Annotated in this window: 18 protein-coding genes and 1 pseudogene; 6 read left to right on the top strand and 13 right to left on the bottom strand. The window is 71.6% G+C overall.

Annotated features, from left to right (window positions below; translation table 11 throughout):
* Positions 1-31 precede the first annotated feature (31 nt).
* The 6 genes from ACZ470_RS07525 to ACZ470_RS07500 all read right to left on the bottom strand — a co-directional run bounded on the left by ACZ470_RS07525 (position 32) and on the right by ACZ470_RS07500 (position 4,550).
* Positions 32-580 carry an AAA family ATPase gene (locus ACZ470_RS07525; RefSeq protein WP_468425311.1) on the bottom strand — a complete coding sequence of 183 codons (549 nt, stop codon included), beginning with the start codon at positions 578-580 and terminating at the stop codon, positions 32-34.
* A gap of 51 nt (positions 581-631) precedes the next feature.
* Positions 632-1,465, bottom strand: a complete 834-nt coding sequence (locus tag ACZ470_RS07520; RefSeq protein ID WP_468425310.1) for a class II glutamine amidotransferase — start codon at positions 1,463-1,465, stop codon at positions 632-634.
* 38 nt (positions 1,466-1,503) lie between these two features.
* Positions 1,504-2,805 carry a diacylglycerol/lipid kinase family protein gene (locus ACZ470_RS07515; protein WP_468425308.1) on the bottom strand — a complete coding sequence of 434 codons (1,302 nt, stop codon included), beginning with the start codon at positions 2,803-2,805 and terminating at the stop codon, positions 1,504-1,506.
* A gap of 11 nt (positions 2,806-2,816) precedes the next feature.
* On the bottom strand, positions 2,817-3,257 hold the full coding sequence (locus ACZ470_RS07510; RefSeq protein ID WP_468425307.1) for a DUF7144 family membrane protein: 441 nt from the start codon (positions 3,255-3,257) through the stop codon (positions 2,817-2,819).
* Between the two features lie 30 nt (positions 3,258-3,287).
* Entirely contained in the window at positions 3,288-3,758 is a 471-nt protein-coding gene (locus tag ACZ470_RS07505) for an SHOCT domain-containing protein (RefSeq protein WP_468425305.1), read from the bottom strand.
* Between the two features lie 126 nt (positions 3,759-3,884).
* Positions 3,885-4,550: an HdeD family acid-resistance protein gene (locus tag ACZ470_RS07500; protein ID WP_468425304.1), complete on the bottom strand. Its 666-nt coding sequence runs from the start codon at positions 4,548-4,550 to the stop codon at positions 3,885-3,887.
* 168 nt (positions 4,551-4,718) lie between these two features.
* Here ACZ470_RS07500 and ACZ470_RS07495 point away from each other — a divergent pair, with 168 nt between their 5' ends.
* Entirely contained in the window at positions 4,719-6,122 is a 1,404-nt protein-coding gene (locus tag ACZ470_RS07495) for a DUF2252 domain-containing protein (protein ID WP_468425302.1), read from the top strand.
* A gap of 13 nt (positions 6,123-6,135) precedes the next feature.
* Here the strand turns inward: ACZ470_RS07495 and ACZ470_RS07490 are convergent, their stop codons facing one another.
* The 4 genes from ACZ470_RS07490 to ACZ470_RS07475 all read right to left on the bottom strand — a co-directional run bounded on the left by ACZ470_RS07490 (position 6,136) and on the right by ACZ470_RS07475 (position 11,330).
* Positions 6,136-6,333 carry a hypothetical protein gene (locus tag ACZ470_RS07490; protein ID WP_468425301.1) on the bottom strand — a complete coding sequence of 66 codons (198 nt, stop codon included), beginning with the start codon at positions 6,331-6,333 and terminating at the stop codon, positions 6,136-6,138.
* 147 nt (positions 6,334-6,480) lie between these two features.
* Positions 6,481-7,005, bottom strand: coding sequence for a hypothetical protein (locus ACZ470_RS07485; protein WP_468425299.1), 525 nt, complete (start codon positions 7,003-7,005; stop codon positions 6,481-6,483).
* Between the two features lie 16 nt (positions 7,006-7,021).
* Positions 7,022-8,644, bottom strand: coding sequence for an MFS transporter (locus tag ACZ470_RS07480; protein ID WP_468425297.1), 1,623 nt, complete (start codon positions 8,642-8,644; stop codon positions 7,022-7,024).
* 13 nt (positions 8,645-8,657) lie between these two features.
* Positions 8,658-11,330, bottom strand: a complete 2,673-nt coding sequence (locus ACZ470_RS07475; RefSeq protein WP_468425296.1) for a winged helix-turn-helix domain-containing protein — start codon at positions 11,328-11,330, stop codon at positions 8,658-8,660.
* Between the two features lie 99 nt (positions 11,331-11,429).
* On the opposite strand from ACZ470_RS07475, the gene mmuM reads away from it, so the two are divergent.
* A complete protein-coding gene (gene mmuM, locus ACZ470_RS07470; RefSeq protein ID WP_468425295.1) occupies positions 11,430-12,341 on the top strand; it encodes a homocysteine S-methyltransferase in 912 nt (303 codons plus the stop codon).
* On the opposite strand, the gene ACZ470_RS07465 is transcribed toward mmuM, so the two are convergent.
* On the bottom strand, positions 12,226-12,756 hold the full coding sequence (locus ACZ470_RS07465; RefSeq protein ID WP_468425293.1) for an ATP-binding protein: 531 nt from the start codon (positions 12,754-12,756) through the stop codon (positions 12,226-12,228). The two genes, mmuM and ACZ470_RS07465, sit on opposite strands and share 116 nt — an antisense overlap.
* A gap of 82 nt (positions 12,757-12,838) precedes the next feature.
* On the opposite strand from ACZ470_RS07465, the gene ACZ470_RS07460 reads away from it, so the two are divergent.
* Positions 12,839-13,657 (top strand): helix-turn-helix domain-containing protein, encoded by an 819-nt coding sequence (locus tag ACZ470_RS07460; RefSeq protein ID WP_468425291.1) that lies wholly within the window; start codon positions 12,839-12,841, stop codon positions 13,655-13,657.
* Positions 13,654-13,857 carry a DUF397 domain-containing protein gene (locus ACZ470_RS07455; RefSeq protein WP_468425290.1) on the top strand — a complete coding sequence of 68 codons (204 nt, stop codon included), beginning with the start codon at positions 13,654-13,656 and terminating at the stop codon, positions 13,855-13,857. The genes ACZ470_RS07460 and ACZ470_RS07455 overlap by 4 nt, the downstream gene beginning before the upstream one ends.
* 23 nt (positions 13,858-13,880) lie before the next feature.
* Here the strand turns inward: ACZ470_RS07455 and ACZ470_RS07450 are convergent, their stop codons facing one another.
* Complete coding sequence (locus tag ACZ470_RS07450; protein ID WP_468425288.1) at positions 13,881-14,369, bottom strand: GNAT family N-acetyltransferase; 489 nt, start codon at positions 14,367-14,369, stop codon at positions 13,881-13,883.
* A 204-nt stretch (positions 14,370-14,573) separates the two neighbouring features.
* On the bottom strand, positions 14,574-18,227 hold the full coding sequence (locus ACZ470_RS07445; RefSeq protein WP_468425286.1) for a phosphorylase family protein: 3,654 nt from the start codon (positions 18,225-18,227) through the stop codon (positions 14,574-14,576).
* A gap of 587 nt (positions 18,228-18,814) precedes the next feature.
* Between ACZ470_RS07445 and ACZ470_RS07440 the strand changes: the two are divergent.
* Together ACZ470_RS07440 and ACZ470_RS07435 are read left to right on the top strand one after the other, a co-directional pair.
* Positions 18,815-18,952: pseudogene (locus tag ACZ470_RS07440) on the top strand (transposase family protein); the annotation flags it as partial.
* Positions 18,953-19,037: 85 nt separating this feature from the next.
* A complete protein-coding gene (locus ACZ470_RS07435; RefSeq protein ID WP_468425285.1) occupies positions 19,038-19,865 on the top strand; it encodes an MOSC domain-containing protein in 828 nt (275 codons plus the stop codon).
* Position 19,866 lies beyond the last annotated feature (1 nt).

Below are 19,866 nucleotides of genomic sequence, written 5' to 3'. Positions count from 1 at the left end.
AGAGGTCAACGGGTCCGGCGGGGCGTATCGGTCAGGGATGCGCGGGCGGGACGGCCCAACCCGTCACGGCCACCACCTCCCGCGCGATGTCCACGACGGACCGCCCGTCCGTCACCACCCGTACCGTCCCCGCCTCGGCACGCCGGTCCAGAAGCCGCGCGGAACGGGCACTGCCCGCCAGTTCCCGCTCCAGCTCCGAACCGATCTCCCGGCCCCTCAGCCGCTCGCCGGCGGTGGCGTCCGACGCGGTGAGCAGGACCCGTACGATCCTCACGTCGGCCCCCATCGCCCGCTCGAACATGCCCGTCGCCTCGGGCAGCACACTGGCCGTGTTCGTGTAGACGAGGCGCCGGTATCCCCGCCGGGCGAAGTTGGCCCACACGGCGGTCAGATTGCACTCGGTGATCTCCGCGCGGTGGGGGTCCCCCTCCGGTGCCGGATGCACCTGTCCCATGAAGTCGCCCTCGACGACGGCGTGGGAGACCGCCGCGGCACGCAGCCGCGCCGAAACCTCCCACGCCACGGTCGACTTGCCGACACCGGCTCGTCCTCCGACGAGCAGTACCTCAGCCCGGTCCATGCGGGCAGCGTGCCGGACCGCGGCCGCCTCCCGCGACCCGATTCCGGCCCGTCAGGCCGCGACCGGCGTGAAGGTCCCCATCCGGTCGCCCTCCGGCTGGACGACGCCGTACGTGCCCTCGGGGACCTCGTTCCAGGCGCCGGGCAGGTTGCCCAGGGGTTCGGAGACGATGAGGCGGGCGTCGTCGGAGATCTCACGCAGGAAGGCCACGTCCGGGTGGAGGGAGCGCAGCGTGTCCACGCGCGTGCTGTAGAAGAGCGAGCGCGACTTCTTCTCGCTGGAGTAGCGGAAGGCCCACAGGCGCACGCCCTCGGTCACCGCGACCGTCATCTGGAGCGGGTGCTCCACGCCGTGCTCGTGGCCGACGCGTTCCACCAGGCCGGCCATCCGGGCGACGGCGGCGGGCGGGTCCTCCTCCAGACCGAGGCTGAGCGCGAGGTAGAACATCATCTCCGAGTCCGTGGAGCCCTCGACGTACGGGAACAGCGGCGGCTCGACGGACAGCGCGAGGTCGCGCCGGAGCCGGGGGAACTCCTCGATCGCCCCGTTGTGCATCCACATCCAGCGGCCGTACCGGAACGGATGGCAGTTGGTCTGCTGCACCGCCGAGCCGGTCGAGGCCCGGATGTGGGCGAAGAAGAGCGGGGAGACGACGTGTTCGGCGATCTCCCGCAGGTTGCGGTCGCTCCAGGCCGGCCCGATGTCCCGGATCACCGCCGGGCTGTCCTTGTCCGGCACGTACCAGCCCACGCCGAACCCGTCACCGTTGGTCGTCTCGACCCCCATCTTGGCGTGCAGGCTCTGGTCGATCAGTGAGTGCACCGGCTTGTAGAGGATGCTGTCGAGCAGGATGGGAGTGCCCGCATAGGCAAGCCAACGGCACATCGTCCACCGCCTTCCCGGTCACGGCCGGAACCGCCGTCTCACGGACCGTCGTCCCGTCGGCCCAGCGCGAGTGTCGTCACCCGCGGCCAGTCGGGTGTCATGTTCCCCCACCGCGTACCCACGGCGGCGCGCGGAACGCGCACCCGCAGCGCCCCGGGGGCGATCCGGCACACCACGGGGGCCGGCAGCGGCACGTGCTCCCCGTCCACGCCGGCCGGGACGGTCGGCGTGTCCGCCTCCACGACGACCTGCTCGGCGGTGAGCCGCAGCAGGCCGGCCGCGCGGGGGCCGCGGGCCGCACCGGCGGCCCGTACCGCGCTCTCGACCCGCACTCCCAGCACCCCGAGCCGTCCCGAGTCCAGCCGCTCCCTGCGGCCCGGCCTGGCCGCGTCCACCGCCCGCAGATAGGGGTTGTTGCTGACGAGCAGCGCCTGGAGCCCGTCCGCGACGGTCCCGTCGGCCCGCATCCGCAGCCGGGACGCCGAGGGCCCGGACAGCAGCCCCGGCAGCATCCGGAGTGTGGTCCGCCGCTTCTCCTCCCGGTACGCGGGATCGGCCACGACCGCCGCGTACGTGCCGAAGGAGGCGTTGTTGACGAACACCCGCCCGGCGGCGAACCCGAGGTCGACGCGGAGTTCGACGCCGTCCGTCAGGGCGTCGAGGGCCTTCGCCGGATCGTCCCGGTCGAGGCGGAGATCGAGCGCGAAGTGGTTGCGGGTGCCGGCCGGTATCACCAGGAACGGCAGGTCGTTCCGGGCGGCCACCTCGGCGACCAGCGCCTGGGTGCCGTCCCCTCCGGCCACGGCGAGCAGATCCGCTCCGTCGCGTACGGCGCCCTCGGCGAGTCCGGTGACGTCCTGGTGCCCGGCGCCCAGCAGCTCCACCCGGACGCCCGCCGCACGCGCCCGGTCCGCCAGCCGGAAGCGTTCCACCTTGCCGCCGCCGGAGCGCGGGTTCATGAGCGCCCAGGGCCGGCGAGGCGGAGGGGCGGGCACGTGCGCCGCGCTCGCGGGCGCCACCGCCGCCCGCGCGGCGGCCACGGCCCCCACCCACAGCGCCAGGGACACCGCGGCCGGCCCCAGCATCCCGCCCGCGGCGTACAGGGCGAGGACCGTGAGCGGCGCCGTCACGCACAGCACCGCGCCGGCGATCCGCACCACGCCGGAGTGGGCGAGCGTCCACCACAGCCCCATGGCGGCGAGGGCCAGTCCGGCGATGCCCAGCAGCGCCCAGAGCACACTGCGCAGTCCGGCGGCCACGAGCGGCACCAGAACGCCGGCCGCGAGGGCGAGGAGGGACAGGCGTGCCCATCCCGTGCCCTCCCGGCCGGCGGTCCGCACGCGGCCGACGCTCAGCGGTCGGCCCGGCCGTGCGAACGCGACACGCACAGCGCCCAGATGATGAAGCCGGAGAAGGCGATCATCACGACGGACCAGACGGGGTAGTACGGCAGGGACAGGAAGTTGGCGATGATGATCAGCCCGGCGATCGTCACGCCGGCGATACGCGCCCACATGGCGTCCCGGACCAGCCCGAGGCTGACGAGCACTCCGATGACACCGAGCGCCAGGTGGGTCCAGCCCCAGCCGGTGAGGTCGAACTCGAAGACGTAGTTCTGCGTCGTGACGAAGACGTCGTCCTCGGCGATGCCCATGATGCCCCGGAGGATGTCGAGCACGGACACGATCATCAGCGTGACGGCGGCGAAGACCGTCAGGCCCTCGGCCCAGTGCCGCTTGGCCGTCGGCGCGTGCGCGCCGGTCGCTCCGTGTGTCGGGTGTGTCGCTGTCATCCCGGTACCTCGATTCGGTGTCGTGCCGGCTCAGCGTCCGGCGGAGGAGGCGAAGGGACCCGGGTGGTCCGTGGCGCCGTGGCCGCTCAGGACCAGTTCCTTCGCCCTGCGGAACTCGTCGTCCGAGATGTCACCGCGAGCCTTGATCTCCGACAGCCGGGCGAGTTCGTCGACACTGCTCGCCCGCCCGCCGGTCCCCTTGGCGGTCTCACGGATGTAGCTGTCGAAGGCCTCCTGCTGGGCGCGTGCCTGCGCCACCTCGCGGCGGCCCATGTTCTTGCCCCGGGCGATCACGTAGACGAACACGCCCAGGAAGGGCAGGACGACCGTGAACACCAGCCAGCCGGCCTTGGCCCAGCCGCTCAGGTCGTCGTCACGGAAGATGTCGACGACGATCCGGAACAGCAGGATGAACCACATGATCCACAGGAAGAACACCAGCATGGTCCAGAAGGCGCTCAGCAGCGGATAGTCGTACGCGAGATAGGTCGCCCCACTCATCTCTTCCTCCGTTCCGGGCCGCCTGTGCCCGACGTTGCCGTTCTGCTCCGCCCTCAGCGTGTGCGCGGCGGGGCACCGCTGCCTCACCCGGGAAGGGTGAAGTGCCGGGGCGCCCGGCGGGATGTGTCAGCCCGCCCCGGCTGGTCGGCGGGCCGTGCCGGTGACGCCCGGCCCGCGCAGGGCGGCCCGCCAGGCCAGGGCGACGGCCGCCTCGACCAGTCCGAGCAGGACCAGCCAGAGGCCGAGCAGCCGGGTCAGCGCCCGCGCCGATTCGGCGGGCATGGCCAGGACGACGATCCCCGCGACGACGGCGAGCACCGCGGCACCGAGGACGACGCCGCGGTGCGGCAGGTCCCTCGCGGAGACGGCCGTGAACAGGGTCAGCATCCCGGACACCAGCCAGACGACCCCGACGACGAGGGAGAGGACGGCGACGGTCTGAAGCGGGTCGCGCAGGCACAGCACCCCGGCCAGGACGAACAGGACCGCGAGCAGCAGGCCGGGGAGCCGTTCGCCCGGGTCCTCCCGCCCGAGGGCACCGACGAACCGGAACGCCCCGGTCGCCAGCAGGTACAGGCCGATGAGGACCGCGAGGACGTGCAGTGTCGTCTCCGGCCACACCAGCACGACGACGCCCGGCACGAAGGTGGCGACGGCGGAGCCGAGGATCCACTGCCACGAGCGCCCGAGTGCCGCCAGTGTGTCGACGGGGAGACCCGGTGGTCCGGGCGCCGTGCCGTCGGGCGTGTGCTCCGGCCCGGCACCGGGTGCCGGACCGCGGGTCACGGCCATGGTTCCTCCTGGGTCCTGTGACGACGCGTACGGGGCGCCGCCCCGCCGGTACAGCGTCCCTCCGGCCGCCCGTCACCGGGTCACCCACGAGGGGTGAGCCCAGGGCGGCGCGGGCGCGGTGGGATGGGCTGGACAGTCGCCGTTTCGCGACGCAGGCGGGAGTGAGCGATGGCCGTACCGAGTCCTTTCAGCGCCTCCCCGACTCCGGCCGACCGGGCCGCCGGCGGCAGGAACGCGCGCAGCCGCGCGCCGCGGTCCTCCCACGGCTGGTTCGAGGCGGCCCGGGGACGGCGGGAGCCCGTCGGCGTGCTCGAACGGCAGTCGGCCACCCGGCTGCCGGAGCTGGTGCCGATCCGCTACGGCCGCATGCTCGAGTCCCCCTTCCGGTTCTACCGGGGAGCGGCGGCGGTCATGGCGGCCGATCTCGGGCCGCTCCCGGACACCGGCCTGACCGTGCAGCTGTGCGGTGACGCCCATCTGCTCAACTTCCGCCTGCTGGCCTCCCCGGAGCGCCATCTGGTGTTCGACATCAACGACTTCGACGAGACCCACACCGGTCCCTTCGAATGGGACGTCAAGCGGCTCGCGGCGAGCTTCGCCATCGCCGGCCGGGCGAACGGCTTCACGGTGGAGGAGCAGAACGGCGCGGTGCGCGCCTGCGTGGAGGCGTACCGCCGGCGCATGCGGGAGTTCGCCGGCATGCGCACCCTCGACATCTGGTACGCCCAGGACGACGCCGGGCGGCTGCGCGAGCTCCTGGACTCGTCGATGGACCGCGAGGCCCGCCGCCGTACCCGGGAGGCGACGGAGCGTGCCCGGTCCCGCACGCATCTCCAGGCGTTCGCGAAACTCACCCGCGTCTCGGCCGACGGTCGGCGCATCACCCCTGATCCGCCGCTGGTCACGCCGTTGCGCGACCTGCTCGACGACCCCTCCGCCGAGGCGGAGGCCCTGAGCGCGGTGCTGGACGGTTACGCGCGCTCGCTGTCGTCGGAGCGCCGCCATCTGCTGGGGCGCTACCACCTGGTCGACATGGCCCGGAAGGTGGTGGGCGTCGGCAGTGTCGGCACCCGGTGCTGGATCGTGCTCCTGCTCGGCCGGGACGACGACGATCCCCTGCTGCTCCAGGCCAAGGAGGCCCAGGAGTCGGTGCTCGCCCCGCACACGGCCGGTGAGCGCTTCGAGAACCAGGGCCGCCGGGTGGTGGCCGGTCAGCGGCTGATCCAGACGACCAGCGACATCCTGCTCGGCTGGACGCACGCCGTGGGACTCGACGGGCGGCCCCGGGACTTCTACGTACGGCAGCTGCGCGACTGGAAGGGCATCGCCCGGCCGGAGACCATGGACCCGGGCCTGCTGCGACTGTTCGGACAATTGTGCGGGGCAAGTCTGGCGCGGGCCCACGCCCGGTCCGGCGACCCGATCGCCATCGCCGCGTACCTGGGCCGCAGCGACCGGTTCGAGCGGGCGCTCACCGGCTTCGCGCAGGACTACGCGGACCGCAACGAGCGGGACTTCCAGGCGCTCGGGGACGCCGTCCGGTCCGGCAGGGTGCGCGCCGAGAGCCCGTGAACCGGCCGGGCGCTCACTCCGGCACCTGACGCAGCTCCAGGACCCTGAGGCCCAGTGACTGACAGCGGGCCAGCAGCCCGTACAGGTGCGCCTCGTCGACGACGTGCCCGAACAGCAGGGTCTGCCCCGACATCGTCACGTGGTCGAGTTCCGGAAAAACCTTGATCAGCGGTTCCGAGAGATGCCCGTCGACACGGATCTCGTAGCGCATGAGCCGCTCCCCGGGTGGCCTGGGACGGGCGGGCCGCGCCCGTGGCTCCCATCGTCCCGCGGCCGGACGGTGGCCCGGCTCACCCCGTACAGGTGAGAGGGAAGCCCGGTGCGGGTGTGCGGCTCAGTGCTTCAGCCAGAGGTCGGCTCAGTGCTTCAGCCAGAGCTTGCACGAGACGATCACCAGGCCGAGCACCAGGTTCACCGCGACCGACACCGCCATCAGACGCCGGGTGGCACCCGCCCGCCGGGCCGCGGCCGCCGACCAGCCCACCTGCCCGGCCACGGCGACGGCCAGCGCGAACCACACGGCGCCCTGGACGCCGAGCCCAAGCAGCGGGCTGACCGCCACGGCGGCCGCGGGAGGCACGGCGGCCTTCACGATCGGCCACTCCTCACGGCACACGTGCAGGACGACACTGCGGTCCGGGCTCCGATTCGCCAGCCGCTCCCCGAACAGCAGGGCGTGCACATGGGCGATCCAGAAGACCAGACCGGTGAGCAACAGCAGCAGCACCAGTTCCAGCCGGGGGAACGAGCCCAGGGTGCCGGCGCCGACGACGACCGACGCGGCGAGCATGGATCCGTAGACACCGCCGGTGTAGTCGGCGCGCGCCCTGCGCTCGGCGGTGCGCGCGGCAGGGCCCGCCGCGAGGTGCCGGCTGCCGGACATCAGGGCCTCCTCGGGTTCAGCCGGGCGGTGGGACGGAACCGGCGGGCATCCCGGCCCGCCGGGTCCGGTCGGCCGGCCGCCCCGGCAGATGCGATGTGACCAGGAAACTCGCCAGTGTGATCCCGCCGGTGGCGAGAATCGCCGCCTTCAGCCCGTCGAGCTGCGCCGACGCGTAGGAGTCCGTCACGGCGTCCACCTCGGACGGCGGGAGCCCGGCACGGACCGCCGCAGAGCGCACCTGGTCGGTGGGCACGAAGGTGACCCCGGCCTCCAGGGCGACACCGACCTGCTCGCGTGCCTGCTGGGAGAGCCGGGGGTCGTCCTCCACGTGTGCGGTGAAGGCGTGCGCGAGGGAGCCGATGAGCAGCGAACCGATGAGCGCGGTGCCCAGGGAGGAGCCCAGGTTCTGCGCCGTGTACTGGAGCCCGCCGGCCTCGCTGCGCTCCTCCTCGCCCACGCCCGACTGGACGACATTGCCGAGCTGGGAGGCGAACAGGCCCATGCCGACCCCGAGCAGGGCCATCGCGCCAGCGAAGTTCGCGTCGTCGATGACCGGGTCGATGGTGGCCAGCAGCCAGACGACGGCCGCCGCGACGGTGAGCAGGGCCAGCCGGACGACGCGGCGCGGCCCGGCCAGACGCCCGAGCCGGGCCGCGCCCAGCGAGGTCACGAGCATCGTGACGGACACCGGCAGCAGCCTGAGCCCCGTCTCGAAGGCGTCGAAGCCCTGGACGACCTGCAAGTACAGGGGAATGGTGAAGAACAGGCCCAGCAGGATGAGGTTCTGGCTCACCAGCGACATCAGGCCGGACCGCAGGACGGGCAGGCGCAGCAGGGACAGGTGGACGAGCGGATCGGCGCCCCGCTCGTCCCGGCGCCGCTCCCACCACCGGAAGGCCGCGAGGACGGCGATTCCGGCGGCGACGACGAACAGGGTGGGCGCGAACCCGAGGACGGTGAAGGGCGGGTTGCGCGGCCGCACCCAGCCCCAGGTGCCGCTCTGGAGCACGCCGAGCACGCCGAGCGCCAGACCCGCCGCCGACAGTACGGCGCCGACGACGTCCAGCCGGGGGCGCCCGCCGGCCCTCGGGACCTCCGTGATCGCGCTCCGCAGGGCGAGCACGGCGAGTACGACGACGACCTCCCCGGCGAAGACCAGCCGCCAGGTGAGGTACGTCGTCACCCACCCGCCGAGCAGGGGCCCCACGGCGATCCCGGCACCGGCCAGTCCGCCCACGACCCCGTAGGCGACGGCCCGGTCCCGCCCCCGGTAGGACTCGGCGACGAGCGCCGCCATGGCCGGGAGCACCATCGCGGCGCCGATTCCCTCGATGACCGACCAGCCGAGCACCAGGACCCCCAGCGTGGGGGCGAGGGCGGTCAGGGCCGATCCGGTGGCGTAGACGACGAGTCCGCCGAGGAAGAGGCGGCGGCGTCCGAGGATGTCCCCCAGCCTGGCCCCGATGATCATGAAGGCGGCCATGACCAGCGCGTACAGCGTGATGACGGCCTGGATGGCGGTGACCTCGGTGTCGAAGTCGTCCACCAGTTGGCTGATGGAGACGTTCATGACCGACGTGTCGAGCACCATCAGGAACTGCGCGGTCCCCAGGACGGCCAGCGCACGCCAGTGCTTCACGGTGTCCCCCTCGTCACAGCAGGTCCAGCTCGCGGGCGCGCCGCACGGCCTCGTTGCGGCGGTTGACGGACAGCTTCCGGTAGACGCTCTTCAGATGGGTCTTGACCGTGTTCACCGACACGTACAGGTCGGCCGCGATCTCCTCGGTGGACATGGTCAGCGCCAGCCGTCGCAGCACGTCGCGCTCGCGTCCGCTCAGCTCCTCGACGACGGCGGGCGGCGGCTCGTGCCGTCGCGGGGGCGGACCGGACGCCGTCGCGGCCGGTGCGAGCCAGTCGGTCGTCAGCCAGCTCAGGGAGGGCGTGCCCAGATACGGCCGGATCCACGGCCCCGCCTCGACGAAGGGGCGCCGCAGCCGCTCCCGGCGCGCCTCCACCAGCGCCCGCACCACGAGCCTGCGCGCGGCCACGGCATCTCCCGCCTGGTCCGCGGCCTGCGCCCGCACCAGCGCGGCCCGGACGGTCACCGCGGGCCCGGCGCGCCCCTCCGGGCGCACCCGGTCCAGCAGCCGTACGGCCTCGGCGGCCCGGCCGGTGGCGGCCCGGACCCGCGCGGCCCCCACCGCGCAGGCCACCTCCTCGTCGGGCACCTCCCGCAGCAGAGCGGCCGCCGCGTCCGCGCGCCCCTCGGCGAGATGGGCGTTGGCCGCGACGAGCGCCGTCTGCCCGCGCGCCCACGGCGAGAAGCCGTCGGCGGGCACGTCCGGTTCCACCGCCTTGAGCGCGGCCCTCGGATCCCCGCGCGCCAGATGCAGACGCGCGGCCGTCAGGGCCCGTCCCGCCTCCAGTACGGGGTCCCGCATCGCGGGGTGCGCCTCGGCCGACGTGTCGAGCAGGGCCTGCGCCTGCCCCAGCTCGTCGCGGTCCACGGCGACGGCGGCCAGGACGAGCCGTTCGACACCGGAGCCGGACGGCCGGGGCAGCCCGAACCGCTCCGTCTCCGCGAGGGCCTCACGGGCCCTGCGTTCCGCCCTGCCGAGCCAGCCGTCCAGATAGTCGATCAGGGCGAGCCGCCCCAGCGAGTCCTCGCGCGGGAGCGCCGTGGCCGCCTCCGGGGCGGAGTCGGCGACGGCGGACAGGGCGTCCCGCGCCTCCTCGAAGCGCCCGGCCCACAGCCGCGCGGAACCCAGATGGTCCAGCAGCAGCGCGGTCAGTTCGGGATGCCGGTCCAGCAGCTCGGCGGGGACCGCCTCCCGCAGCCTCCCGGCCGCCCGCGCCGCGTCCTCCGCCCGCTCCGGCGCCCCGGCCAGCCGGGCGGCGAGGGCCTCCAGCAGGGCGCAGCTCAGCCGGGCCGCCGCCGTGCCGTCGTCCTCCCTCAGCCCGTGCCGCGCGCGGCGCAGATGGGCCAGCCCGCCGTCGACCTCGCACCGGGCCAGACGCCCGGCCGCCCGCACCAGCTCCGGGGCCGGGCCCGTGCTCTCCCACCCCATACGGGAGAACAGCTCGGCCACCGCGTCGGAGCGCGGCCCGGTGAAGAACTGGCCGATGGCGAGGTCGTCGACGAGAGCACGGGCGGTGAACTCCCAGTCGTCGGCGGCGGCACCGTGCCCCAGCGCCTCCGCCAGGGCCCCGGACCGCCGCAGCCACTCGGCGGCCCGCCGGTGCAGCTCGGGTTCCCGACCGGGCCGTCGCATCCGCATATGCGCGCGGAGAATCTCCCCGAACAGCGGGTGCAGCCGGTACAGGCCGTGCCCGAGGTGTTCGACGAACGCGTTGTCCCTGCTCAGCCGGGCCAGAATGGCCTCGGCGTCCTCGCGCCCGGTGAGCGCGTCCGCCAGGCCGGGGGAGAAACGGTCGAGCACGCTGACCCGCAGCAGCAGCTCCTGCGTCGCGGCGTCCTGCCGCTTGAGGACCTCCGCCAGCAGGAAGTCGGCGATCGTGCTGCGGTCCGCCTCGAACTCCTCCAGATACGCCTCGGGGTCCGGGCTCTCCCCCGCCGCCAGGGCGCTCAGCCGCAGCCCGGCGGCCCACCCCCCGGTGCGCTCCACCAGGGCGCGCACGGCGGCCGGGGGCAGCCGCAGCCCGTGCAGCTCCATCAGCTCGGCCGCCTCCTGCGGGGTGAAGGCCAGCTCCGCGCCCCTGATCTCCGTCATCTCGCCCGCGGCCCGGTAGCGGTACAGGGGCAGCAGCGGTTCGGTACGGGTGACGAGGACCAGCCGCAGCCCCGGCCCGGCGTGGCGCAGCACGAACTCCAGCTGCTCGGCGATCTCCGGGGAGGTGACCCGGTCGAACTCGTCGAGCACCAGCACCACGGGCCGCTCGCGCACGCTCAGCTCGGCGGCGAGCCGGGCCTGGAGGGTGGGGCTCACCCTGCTCGGGTCGGCCGGGAAACCGATGTCGGCGGGCAGTTGGACGCCGGCGCCGCGCAGGGCGCGCAGCAGGTACGCCCAGAACACGCCTGGCCCGTCCCCGCCCGTGTCGGTGGTGAGCCAGGCGACCGGCAACCGCCTGTCCCGACGGGCCACCCAGTCCGCGACCAGCAGGGTCTTCCCCGCACCCGCCGCGCCGTTGACCATGGTCAGCGGAGTGCGCAGCCCCTGGTCGAGGTGCCTGATCAGCCGCTCCCGCCGCAGAAACGTCACCGGACGCGCGGGCACGGCGAACCGGGTCCGCAGGAACGGGTCCCCGTGCGGGTCGGCGGCGCGGGCGTCCGCCGCGGGCGGACTGTCCTCTTCGAGCTCCGTCATGGCACTCACCGCCCTGTTCGGCCGTGCTCCCTCTCAGCATCCCAGCAGAGTGCGGCCGTGGCGCGCTGTGAGCCGGTGACCTCGACTAACGTCACCGGCATGAGCACCAATCGCGCCCTCGCTGACGCCCTCGCGGACGGCACGGTCGCACTGGACGGCGGCATGTCCAACCAGCTTGCGGCGGCCGGCCACGACCTGAGCGACGAGCTGTGGTCGGCCCGGCTGCTCGCCGAGGACCCCGAGGCGGTGACGGCGGCCCACCTCGCGTACTTCGAGGCGGGCGCGGACGTGGCGATCACCGCGAGCTACCAGGCGACGTTCGAGGGCTTCGCGCGCCGCGGGATCGGCCGGGAGGACGCGGCGGGCCTGCTGGCCCTGAGCGTGGAGTGCGCCCGTACGGCGGCCCGGCGGGCCCGGACGTCCAGGCCCCTGTGGGTGGCGGCCTCGGTCGGCCCGTACGGCGCCATGCTCGCGGACGGTTCGGAGTACCGGGGCCGGTACGGGCTGAGCGTGGCGGAGCTGGAACGCTTCCACCGCCCGCGCATGGAGGTCCTGGCGGCGGCGGCCCCGGACGCACTGGCCCTGGAGACGATCCCCGACACGGACGAGGCGGAAGCCCTGCTCCGAGCCCTGCGCGGCCTGGGCGTCCCGGCCTGGCTGTCGTACTCGGCGTCCGGCGACCGCACCCGCGCCGGCCAGCCGCTGGAGGACGCCTTCGCGCTGGCGGCGCGGGCGGACGAGGTGATCGCGGTCGGTGTGAACTGCTGCACGCCCGAGGACGCGGACCACGCCGTCGCCGTCGCCGCCCGCGTCACCGGCAAACCGGTGGTGGTCTACCCCAACAGCGGCGAGACGTGGGACGCCGGGGCGCGGGCGTGGACGGGCCGGTCGACGTTCAGTGCCGGGCAGGTGAGGGGCTGGCGTGAGTCGGGGGCTCGACTGATCGGGGGGTGCTGCCGGGTGGGCCCGGAGACGATCGCGTCGGTGGCGTCGGCGCTGCGGGCTGCGTAGCGAACTCGCACCAGACCACCTTCCCGGGGTCCCGCTCCCCCACGCCCCACTTGTCCGCCAGCCCGGCGACGAGCAACAGCCCCCGCCCGCTCTCGTCGGGCGCCTCATCCGGTACGTGCGGCACACCGCCCCCGCTGTCATGCACCTCGACACGAAGACCGTCGGCATACGGCAGGAGGCGCAGCAGAAATCCACGGCCGGGCGGCACGCCATGAAGCAGCGCATTGGTCGCCAATTCACTGACGCACAACAGCACATCGTCCGTGCGCCCGCGCACACCCCAGTCCTCCAGCACCCGACGGGCGAACGCCCGAGCACCGGGTACGGAGCGACGCTCACGACGAAAGAAGCGCTCACGCGGGGAGGGTGATGTTTCATCATTCACGGGACGAGAGTGACGCTCCGTGCTCACCATGGAACAGTCCGCGCACCCGTACGGCTCGACCGTACGCGTAGGCGACGGGGAACGTACGCGCACGGGTGGGGAGTTCGACCTCATGGGCACCACGACACGGCGGAACGCCTCAGCGATGAAGATGGTGGGCGCGCTGCTGTCCCTGTACCGCCAAGCGGCCGGGCACACCCAGCGGTCGCTCGGCGAACGGTTCGTCATCAGCGAGCAGCAGATCGCGTCGATCGAACAGGGCAGACGCCCGCTGAAGCCGGACCTCGCCGAGCAACTCGACGAGTTGTTGTGCACCAAGGGCGCGTTGTCGGTCGCACTGAGCCGGATGCCGGAAATTGATCTGGTTCCGTTGTGGGCGGAGGAGTTCCTGGACAGGGAGCGGGAAGCGATCGCGATCTCGTCCTACGAGAACCAGGTGCTGCCCGGCCTGCTCCAGACGGAGGCGTACGCGTGGGCGGTGTTCCGCAGTCGCGTGCCGTTCTATGACGAGGACACCATCGCCCGAATGGCAACGGCGCGCATCGAGCGCCAGGGGATCCTGCATGGCAGGGACGCGCCCATCACCTGCTTCGTGGTCTGGGAACCGGTGGTGCGTGCGCCGATCGGCGGGCAGGAAGTCTGGGCCGAGCAACTCCGTCAGCTGCGAGCCTGCTCCGAACTGCCGGGCCTCATGCTCCAGGTCTTGCCCCTTGACCGTGCAAGTCACGCTTCGCTGGACGGCCCGTTCGTGCTGCTGGAGACTCCTGAACACCAGCGGCTCGCCTACACGGAGAACCAGCGCGGCAGCCAACTGATCGCCGATCCCGATGAGGTGGCGATCCTCACGCAGAAGTGTGCGATGCTGCGGTCACAGGCCCTCACGCCTGAGGACACGAGGGAATTGCTGGACCGTCTCCTGGGAGAGCAATGAGCAGCACCGCACTTCGGTGGTTCAAGTCGAGCTACAGCGGCAGCGAAGGCGGCAACTGCCTCGAAGTCGCCATCACCCGGACCACCATCCACATCCGCGACTCGAAGACCCCGGACGCCTCCCACCTCACCGTCACCCCGAAGGCCTGGACCGCCTTCCTGTCCGTACCGTCGGAGGACACGAGCACCGCACCGGCGTAGCAGGCACCCGCCGTCCGCCGGGATCAACCACCCGCAACCTCGGGCCCGCGCTGAAGCCAGACGTAGTCGACCGGCTGAGCCGCGTTCCAACTCTCGGCAAGGCCGACCTCGACCGGCACGAATCCGGCACCGCGATAGCACCGCAGCGCGGTCTCGTTGTCGGGGTGCACGCGCATGAAGACGTCGGAGTAGCCCGCCCGGAGAGCCTGCGCGAGCAGCCCTCGCACCAGCACACGGCCGAGCCCCTTCCCACGGACGTCGGGTGCCAGGATGATCCGGGCGAGCTCGACCTCGTCCTCCTCGGCGTCGAACCACAACTCGCCATACCCGACGACCCTCTCCCCCTCGACAAGAACGTGAGCCCGCACGTCGTCATCCCGCTGCCACTCAGCAATCGTCCGCGCGGACACGGGAAACTCCTGCCGCCCACACCACATGACGACCTCACCAACGGAAGCCGGCCACCCCGCCACCGTGACGGCATGAGCAGCGACATAAGGAAGAAGCTCCATACGCGTCGATCAATCCTCAGATCAGGGCGACCCTTCAGCACTGGCCCAATCGAACCCCATGCAGGAGGAGCGTCAAACCTTCCTCGCGGATGTGGAAGGCGTATTCGACAAGGCCCCCGGTGAGAGTTCCGGGCTGGCCCGGTTTGACGGGCGGGGGCTGGAAACGGAGCCTTCCCAGGCCCCCGTGCAAGTCCCCGACCCTACTCAAGCCAGCGCGGCCGAGGCGATGTCGGAGTAATCGGCCCACGCCGCGAATCGTTGGCGGTGGATGGCGCTCACGTTCTGCATGACCTCGCGCCGCAACGCCGTGACCAGCTTCGACTCCAGCTCCGCGTTCACGCGGCCCATCGCTCGGAGCGTATGTGCCATGGAGACCGCCTGATACGGCAGCAGCGGTGGCAACGTGCTGCCCGGATCACGCGCGTACGCGTACAGCATGCCCTCGAAGTGCGGAGTTGCCAGGTCCACCGCGCTCGCGCTGTACCAGTCGCGGACGATGGTCGCGCACAGCTTCGGCACGGTTTCCTTCGCCCCGGGCTCGGCCCCGCCGAGTCCTCTCGCGATGGCCAGCGCGCGCCCCGCACTCGCCCCAAGCAACGAACGCTGGATCGACGGCGTGAGCACGGCGTCCGTGGAGGAGAGCAGCGCGCCCCAGAACGCCCTTTCGTCCGCTGGATGGGTACCGACCATCCGGATCGCGCCGACCAGCGCGACGTGACGCTCATACCGGGGCAGCCCCGCGAACGCGGCGAGCGCCTCCGACCGGTCGGCGAAGGCTGGACGTGAGGCGAGGACGAGGTACCGCCCGATGACGGCTGGGGCGGTGAGGCCGACCGGTGACAGGGCGGCCCGACATTCCTCGCTGCCGGCGAAACCGTGTAGCTCGAAGAGGGCGTCCGAGGTGCGGCAGGCCAAGCCGATGTCCTTGCGCGAGATCGCCCGTTGGTCGGCGGAGGCCGCGGCGAGCTCTTCTCCCTGGAGGATTTCCTCCGGGGCAGAGGGCTCGAGCGCGGTCCACTTGCGGACGGACTCAACCACGTGCACGGGCGCGCGCCGCTCCTGCGCCACGGCAAGCTCACGGAGCTCGGCGCTCAGCAGCTGACGACGGAAGTCCGACGCCAGCTCTGCCGCATGACGGGCAAGGACGTCGGACAGATGCACGTACTGCCCCAACCCGCGCGCGAGGGTGGCCCGAGCCAGAATGTCCAGGTGCTCGCCCAGACACTGGCGCAACGCCGGGAGCGCTCCGCTGAGCGTCCGGGAGTTGCCGGCCGCCGAGAAGATGGCGGCGAAGTCGTCGGCGGTGAGCAGTGGCAGATCCCAAGCGAGCGTGTCGCCTCGCAGGCGGTCGCCGATGACCTCCTCGAGGTGCCTGCTCAGATCGGCCTGCCCGTGGGTGTCCGCCCACGCCAACAGGTGCACCAGGAGCCCGACGTGTCTGCTGGCGAGCGCGTCGCTGAGTTCGGGCCAGGTTTCAGCGCTCGCAAGCCGGTCCCGGAACGCCGTCGCCAGCTCCGGACGTCTCCGCTGCAGGAAGGCGTGGTAGTGGATCACCTCACCAGGTCCCCGGCGTATGCAGTGGCGCACCACCTCGGGGATCGACGCGCCGACCCGCTCCGACATGACGGCGACGAACTCGGCGTTCCGCTCCGCGATCTCGCTGGCCCGAAAGCAGCTACCCAGCTCGGACGAGCTGGCCTTGCTCAATTTCTCCGCCACGTCGGCGGCCCGCACGTTGAAGAGGATGGCGAACAGCTTCCTGCTCAACTCGTCGTCGAACCGGCGGGCGGCCAACCCGACGTTCAGCAAGGACCAGACCGGCGCGTCGTAGGACCAGGCTATGAACTCCTGCCGTACCGCCGGCTGCTTGAGCAGCGTGCTGAACAAGGCGGTGGTTCGTGGTAGCAGCTTGAGGAACTGCAAGAAGTGCATGACGTCCGGCGGTGAGGACTGCTGGACCTTGGTGGCGAGGAGCTCCTGCTCCAATGAAAGCTGGTGGTCGATGTCCGAGAGCTGCGCGACACCGAGGGAGACGAGCTGGCGTGTCGTCCGCGACAGGTTGGACAGATTGGACTCCGCGAGGATGTCCTTGCGGATGATGCCGTTCTCGACCAGGTGCGCGAGTAGCCGCGCGGCGTCGGTGCGGCGTCCGGCCTGGACGAGTCGCGAGGCGATCCCGCAGGCGACATAAGGCTCGGTGACCGCGATCTGCTTCAGCTCCGCGGAGTCGGTCGATACGCCTAGCGCGCGCAGCAGCAGCCGCGCCACAGCCGGATGCCCCAGGGTGTAGTAGCGCTCGCGGGAGTGGATGAGACCTTCCATGACGAGCTTCGACAGGCCGTCGGAGACAAGCGAGCCGGAGCTCAGACCGAACTCGTATCGTCCGGCCGTGGCCAGGCGGCGCAGGTTCTCTTCCTCGTCGGCGCTGCGGCCCGTGAGATACCGCGACCGGATGAAGGCGACGGCGTCCTGCTGGGAAAGCGTGGTCGCGCCGGCCGCCAGCCGACCGATGCTTCCGCGCATCGCGAGTGCGAACGTCACCAGGTCGGGGAACGTCTCCTTCCATCTCATGAGAGCGCCGTCCGACGGCAGGGCCAGGGCAGCATGGGCGAAGGCATCTGTCCGACGCCACACGGCAAGCAGCGACCTGTCGCTGACGGTGAGCCTTACGGTCGGCACGCGGTTGTCGTGCTCGTCGCGCCGGGAGAGCAGCAGCATGAAACCGCGACCGCAGGTGGCCAGCCAGTGATTGACGATGGTCCGTTCCAGACGTCCATCGAGGTGTGTGTTGTCGACGATGAGCAGTCTGCCTGGCTCGTCGAGGGTGGTGAGGCGCTCGAGCAGCAGAGCTGTGTCGGTGACGCTGAACGGCGCGTTGAGGCTCGCCAGGTCGACGTAGAAGGCCGCGTCGACCCGCGCGGCGTCACGTCCGATCATGGCCGCCATCGTGGTCTTTCCCGTGCCCGACTCCCCGGAGACGCGGGCGATGCGGCGCGTGCTCAGATGATCGATGACCTCGTGGAACTCGGGCAGCGGGGCGGTTGTGGCGGCGTCGTACTCGTCACGCTGCAAGGCGATGGTCGCCGGGTCGCCGTCGCCGTAGATATCGGCATCGTCGATCCGGGCGAAGGGTGCGATCGACGGGACCTGGCCACTGCTGTCCGCTTCGGCGGTGGGCAGCAACTGGGCAAGCAAGGCGTACAACACCTCGGCCGAGGCGCGGGCCGCAAACCCCTTGTGCCGATCATCATTGTTGCCGTCGGCGTGGTCCATGACGCCCTTGGCGATCAGGCAGTACGGCACCCGATGCTGGTGCGCCACCGTGGCGACAGTAGCGGCCTCCATCTCCACCGCAGCGATCTTTCGCACCCCCATGCCCTGCAACCGGACCCACAGCCCGGGATCGGCGACCACCGCGCTCCCCGACGCCATCGGGGCCGCCACCACCTCGAAAGGCAGACGCCATGGCCCGTCCACGTCGTCGTACAACCACCCCTGCACCAACTCGGCACCTTGGTCGGTCAACTCCAACCCGGTTCGGGCACGGCCGATCAATCCTCCTTGTTCCCATTGCTGCAGCCGCACCCTCCACGTGCCTTCCGGGAAATACCGGCGACGCGCGGGATGGCTCCGTGGATCCTGGTCCCGGTACAACCGTTCCAACAGCCACAGCAGCGCGTCCTCATCGTCGGCCGAGCGGTAACTGGGCAGCCCTTCGGGAGTGAAGTCCTGCACCGCGTGCAGCCAACGGTGGTCCAGCCGGAACTGCCGATTGTCACCTTTCAGCCCCGCCGGGGATTGCTTGCCCTCGTCCCATTCGTAGACCGGGTCGGCTACCACGACATCCCCGAGAGCCATGTCGTCAGGGTTACCCGCGCACACCCCGCACATAGCCAGGCATCTGGGCTGCAACAGATGGGTCAACGTGGTCACGATTGGCGCCGTTTCCCGGCTGCCCATGTGCGTCGATCGTGCCAACGCCACCGACAAGCGTCGGCCGTCCTCTCGACAGTACTCACCCCACCAGTACGGGGCCGATCCCCCCGCGCCGCGCTCCTCCCACCGCGCCACCCCAGGGTCGCCAGATACCCCGGCGAGGCCCGCGGCCTTCGCCTCTGCTAACTCCTCCTGCAACGTGGCGATGACCAAAACGTCAACCCGGTCCACCGACACCTAGAGGCCACACCTCTCCAAACAATGCGGCCCGGTACCAGGCCCGCCGAATCAGACGAGGGTGTCCCGAGTTTCGCGGAACTTCGGTGACGACCCATTCGTAACTCTATGCCGCGGTGCCAACGGGCTCCAGGGATCTGTCGATTAGTGAGGGTTTTCAGGGTGGCCTCGGATGGGTGACGACCGGACCGTAGGCAACGGACAGGGCTCCCGTGCCGTTGAAAGAGGTGTATAGGTCTCAACTCGCCAGGAGCCCTGTTGGTCCCGTACTCATGGAGTGGGTGACGATGCTCCGACCGTATGCGCGGGCGGTGCTCGCTCTGGCATACCTGCGCCGACATGACCCCCTGGCTCAACTGGCTGCGGGTTTCCGCATTTCTGTCGGCTCCGCCCACACCTACGTCACCGCTGAATGGGCTCACCGGTCCCGATGCGAGATCCTTCTGCCAGGACCGAGCACCGCCGTCACCAACCAGCAGAACAGGACGGACCACCATGGCCAGTGTTGTCGAGCTGACGTACTACCCGGTCAAGGGATGCGCCGGGACCTCCACGGACACCGCCTCGCTGACGCCCGCCGGGCTCGCGCACGATCGGAGTTTCATGGTTGTCAGTGCGGAGGGGGTGGGGCGGACGCAGCGCAGAGATCCTCGGCTGGCCCTGGTCCGGCCCAGGATCAGCGGCGACGGCGAGCGACTCACCCTCCAGGCACCGGAGTTCGAGGCTCTGGACCTGCGTGTGGACACGGCCTCCGCCCGCCGGAAAGTGGAGCTGTTCGGAACCGTGTACCAGGGCATCGACCAGGGGGACGCGGCAGCCGACTGGTTCTCGGAGGTGCTCCGCGCGCCGAGCCGGCTCGTACGCGTGCCGCCGGAGCACGACCGAGTGACCGACGGCAGGACGCCCGGCACCTCCGCCTACGCCGACAGCTGCGCCCTGCACGTCGTCTCGCGCGCCACACTCGACCTGCTCAACTGCAAACTGGCCGAACGCGGCCTCCCGCCCCTGCCGATAAACCGCTTCCGGCCCAACATCGTGGTCGACGGCTGGGACGAACCGCACACCGAGGACCGCGCGCACCGCATCCGCATCGGCGACACGGAGCTCGGATACGCCAAGCTCGCCATCCGCTGCGCGGTCACCATGGTGGAACAGGGCACGGGAGCGAAGGCGGGACCGGAGCCGCTCCGTACCCTCGCCGGCTACCGCCGCGCCACCGAGGGAGGCATCGCCTACGGGACCAAGTACGCCGTCGTCCGCACCGGCAAGCTGTCCGTCGGCGACGCCGTGAACGTGACCGTGTGGGGCGAGTCCGAGCTCTGAG

The sequence above is a fragment of the Streptomyces sp. NPDC031111 genome, assembly GCF_055570675.1.
The sequence above is the reverse complement of the archived record's forward strand: the minus strand, read 5'-3'. Positions and strand labels throughout refer to the sequence as shown.

Excerpts from the sequence above, each read along its gene's own strand:
- ACZ470_RS07525 (WP_468425311.1), bottom strand. The coding sequence starts at position 580 with ATGGACCGGGCTGAGGTACTGCTCGTCGGAGGACGAGCCGGTGTCGGC.
- ACZ470_RS07520 (WP_468425310.1), bottom strand. The coding sequence starts at position 1,465 with ATGTGCCGTTGGCTTGCCTATGCGGGCACTCCCATCCTGCTCGACAGC.
- ACZ470_RS07510 (WP_468425307.1), bottom strand. The coding sequence starts at position 3,257 with ATGACAGCGACACACCCGACACACGGAGCGACCGGCGCGCACGCGCCG.
- ACZ470_RS07505 (WP_468425305.1), bottom strand. The coding sequence starts at position 3,758 with ATGAGTGGGGCGACCTATCTCGCGTACGACTATCCGCTGCTGAGCGCC.
- ACZ470_RS07500 (WP_468425304.1), bottom strand. The coding sequence starts at position 4,550 with ATGGCCGTGACCCGCGGTCCGGCACCCGGTGCCGGGCCGGAGCACACG.
- ACZ470_RS07495 (WP_468425302.1), top strand. The coding sequence starts at position 4,719 with ATGGCCGTACCGAGTCCTTTCAGCGCCTCCCCGACTCCGGCCGACCGG.
- ACZ470_RS07490 (WP_468425301.1), bottom strand. The coding sequence starts at position 6,333 with ATGCGCTACGAGATCCGTGTCGACGGGCATCTCTCGGAACCGCTGATC.
- ACZ470_RS07485 (WP_468425299.1), bottom strand. The coding sequence starts at position 7,005 with ATGTCCGGCAGCCGGCACCTCGCGGCGGGCCCTGCCGCGCGCACCGCC.
- ACZ470_RS07475 (WP_468425296.1), bottom strand. The coding sequence starts at position 11,330 with ATGACGGAGCTCGAAGAGGACAGTCCGCCCGCGGCGGACGCCCGCGCC.
- mmuM (WP_468425295.1), top strand. The coding sequence starts at position 11,430 with ATGAGCACCAATCGCGCCCTCGCTGACGCCCTCGCGGACGGCACGGTC.
- ACZ470_RS07465 (WP_468425293.1), bottom strand. The coding sequence starts at position 12,756 with ATGGTGAGCACGGAGCGTCACTCTCGTCCCGTGAATGATGAAACATCA.
- ACZ470_RS07460 (WP_468425291.1), top strand. The coding sequence starts at position 12,839 with ATGGGCACCACGACACGGCGGAACGCCTCAGCGATGAAGATGGTGGGC.
- ACZ470_RS07455 (WP_468425290.1), top strand. The coding sequence starts at position 13,654 with ATGAGCAGCACCGCACTTCGGTGGTTCAAGTCGAGCTACAGCGGCAGC.
- ACZ470_RS07450 (WP_468425288.1), bottom strand. The coding sequence starts at position 14,369 with ATGGAGCTTCTTCCTTATGTCGCTGCTCATGCCGTCACGGTGGCGGGG.
- ACZ470_RS07445 (WP_468425286.1), bottom strand. The coding sequence starts at position 18,227 with ATGGCTCTCGGGGATGTCGTGGTAGCCGACCCGGTCTACGAATGGGAC.
- ACZ470_RS07435 (WP_468425285.1), top strand. The coding sequence starts at position 19,038 with ATGGCCAGTGTTGTCGAGCTGACGTACTACCCGGTCAAGGGATGCGCC.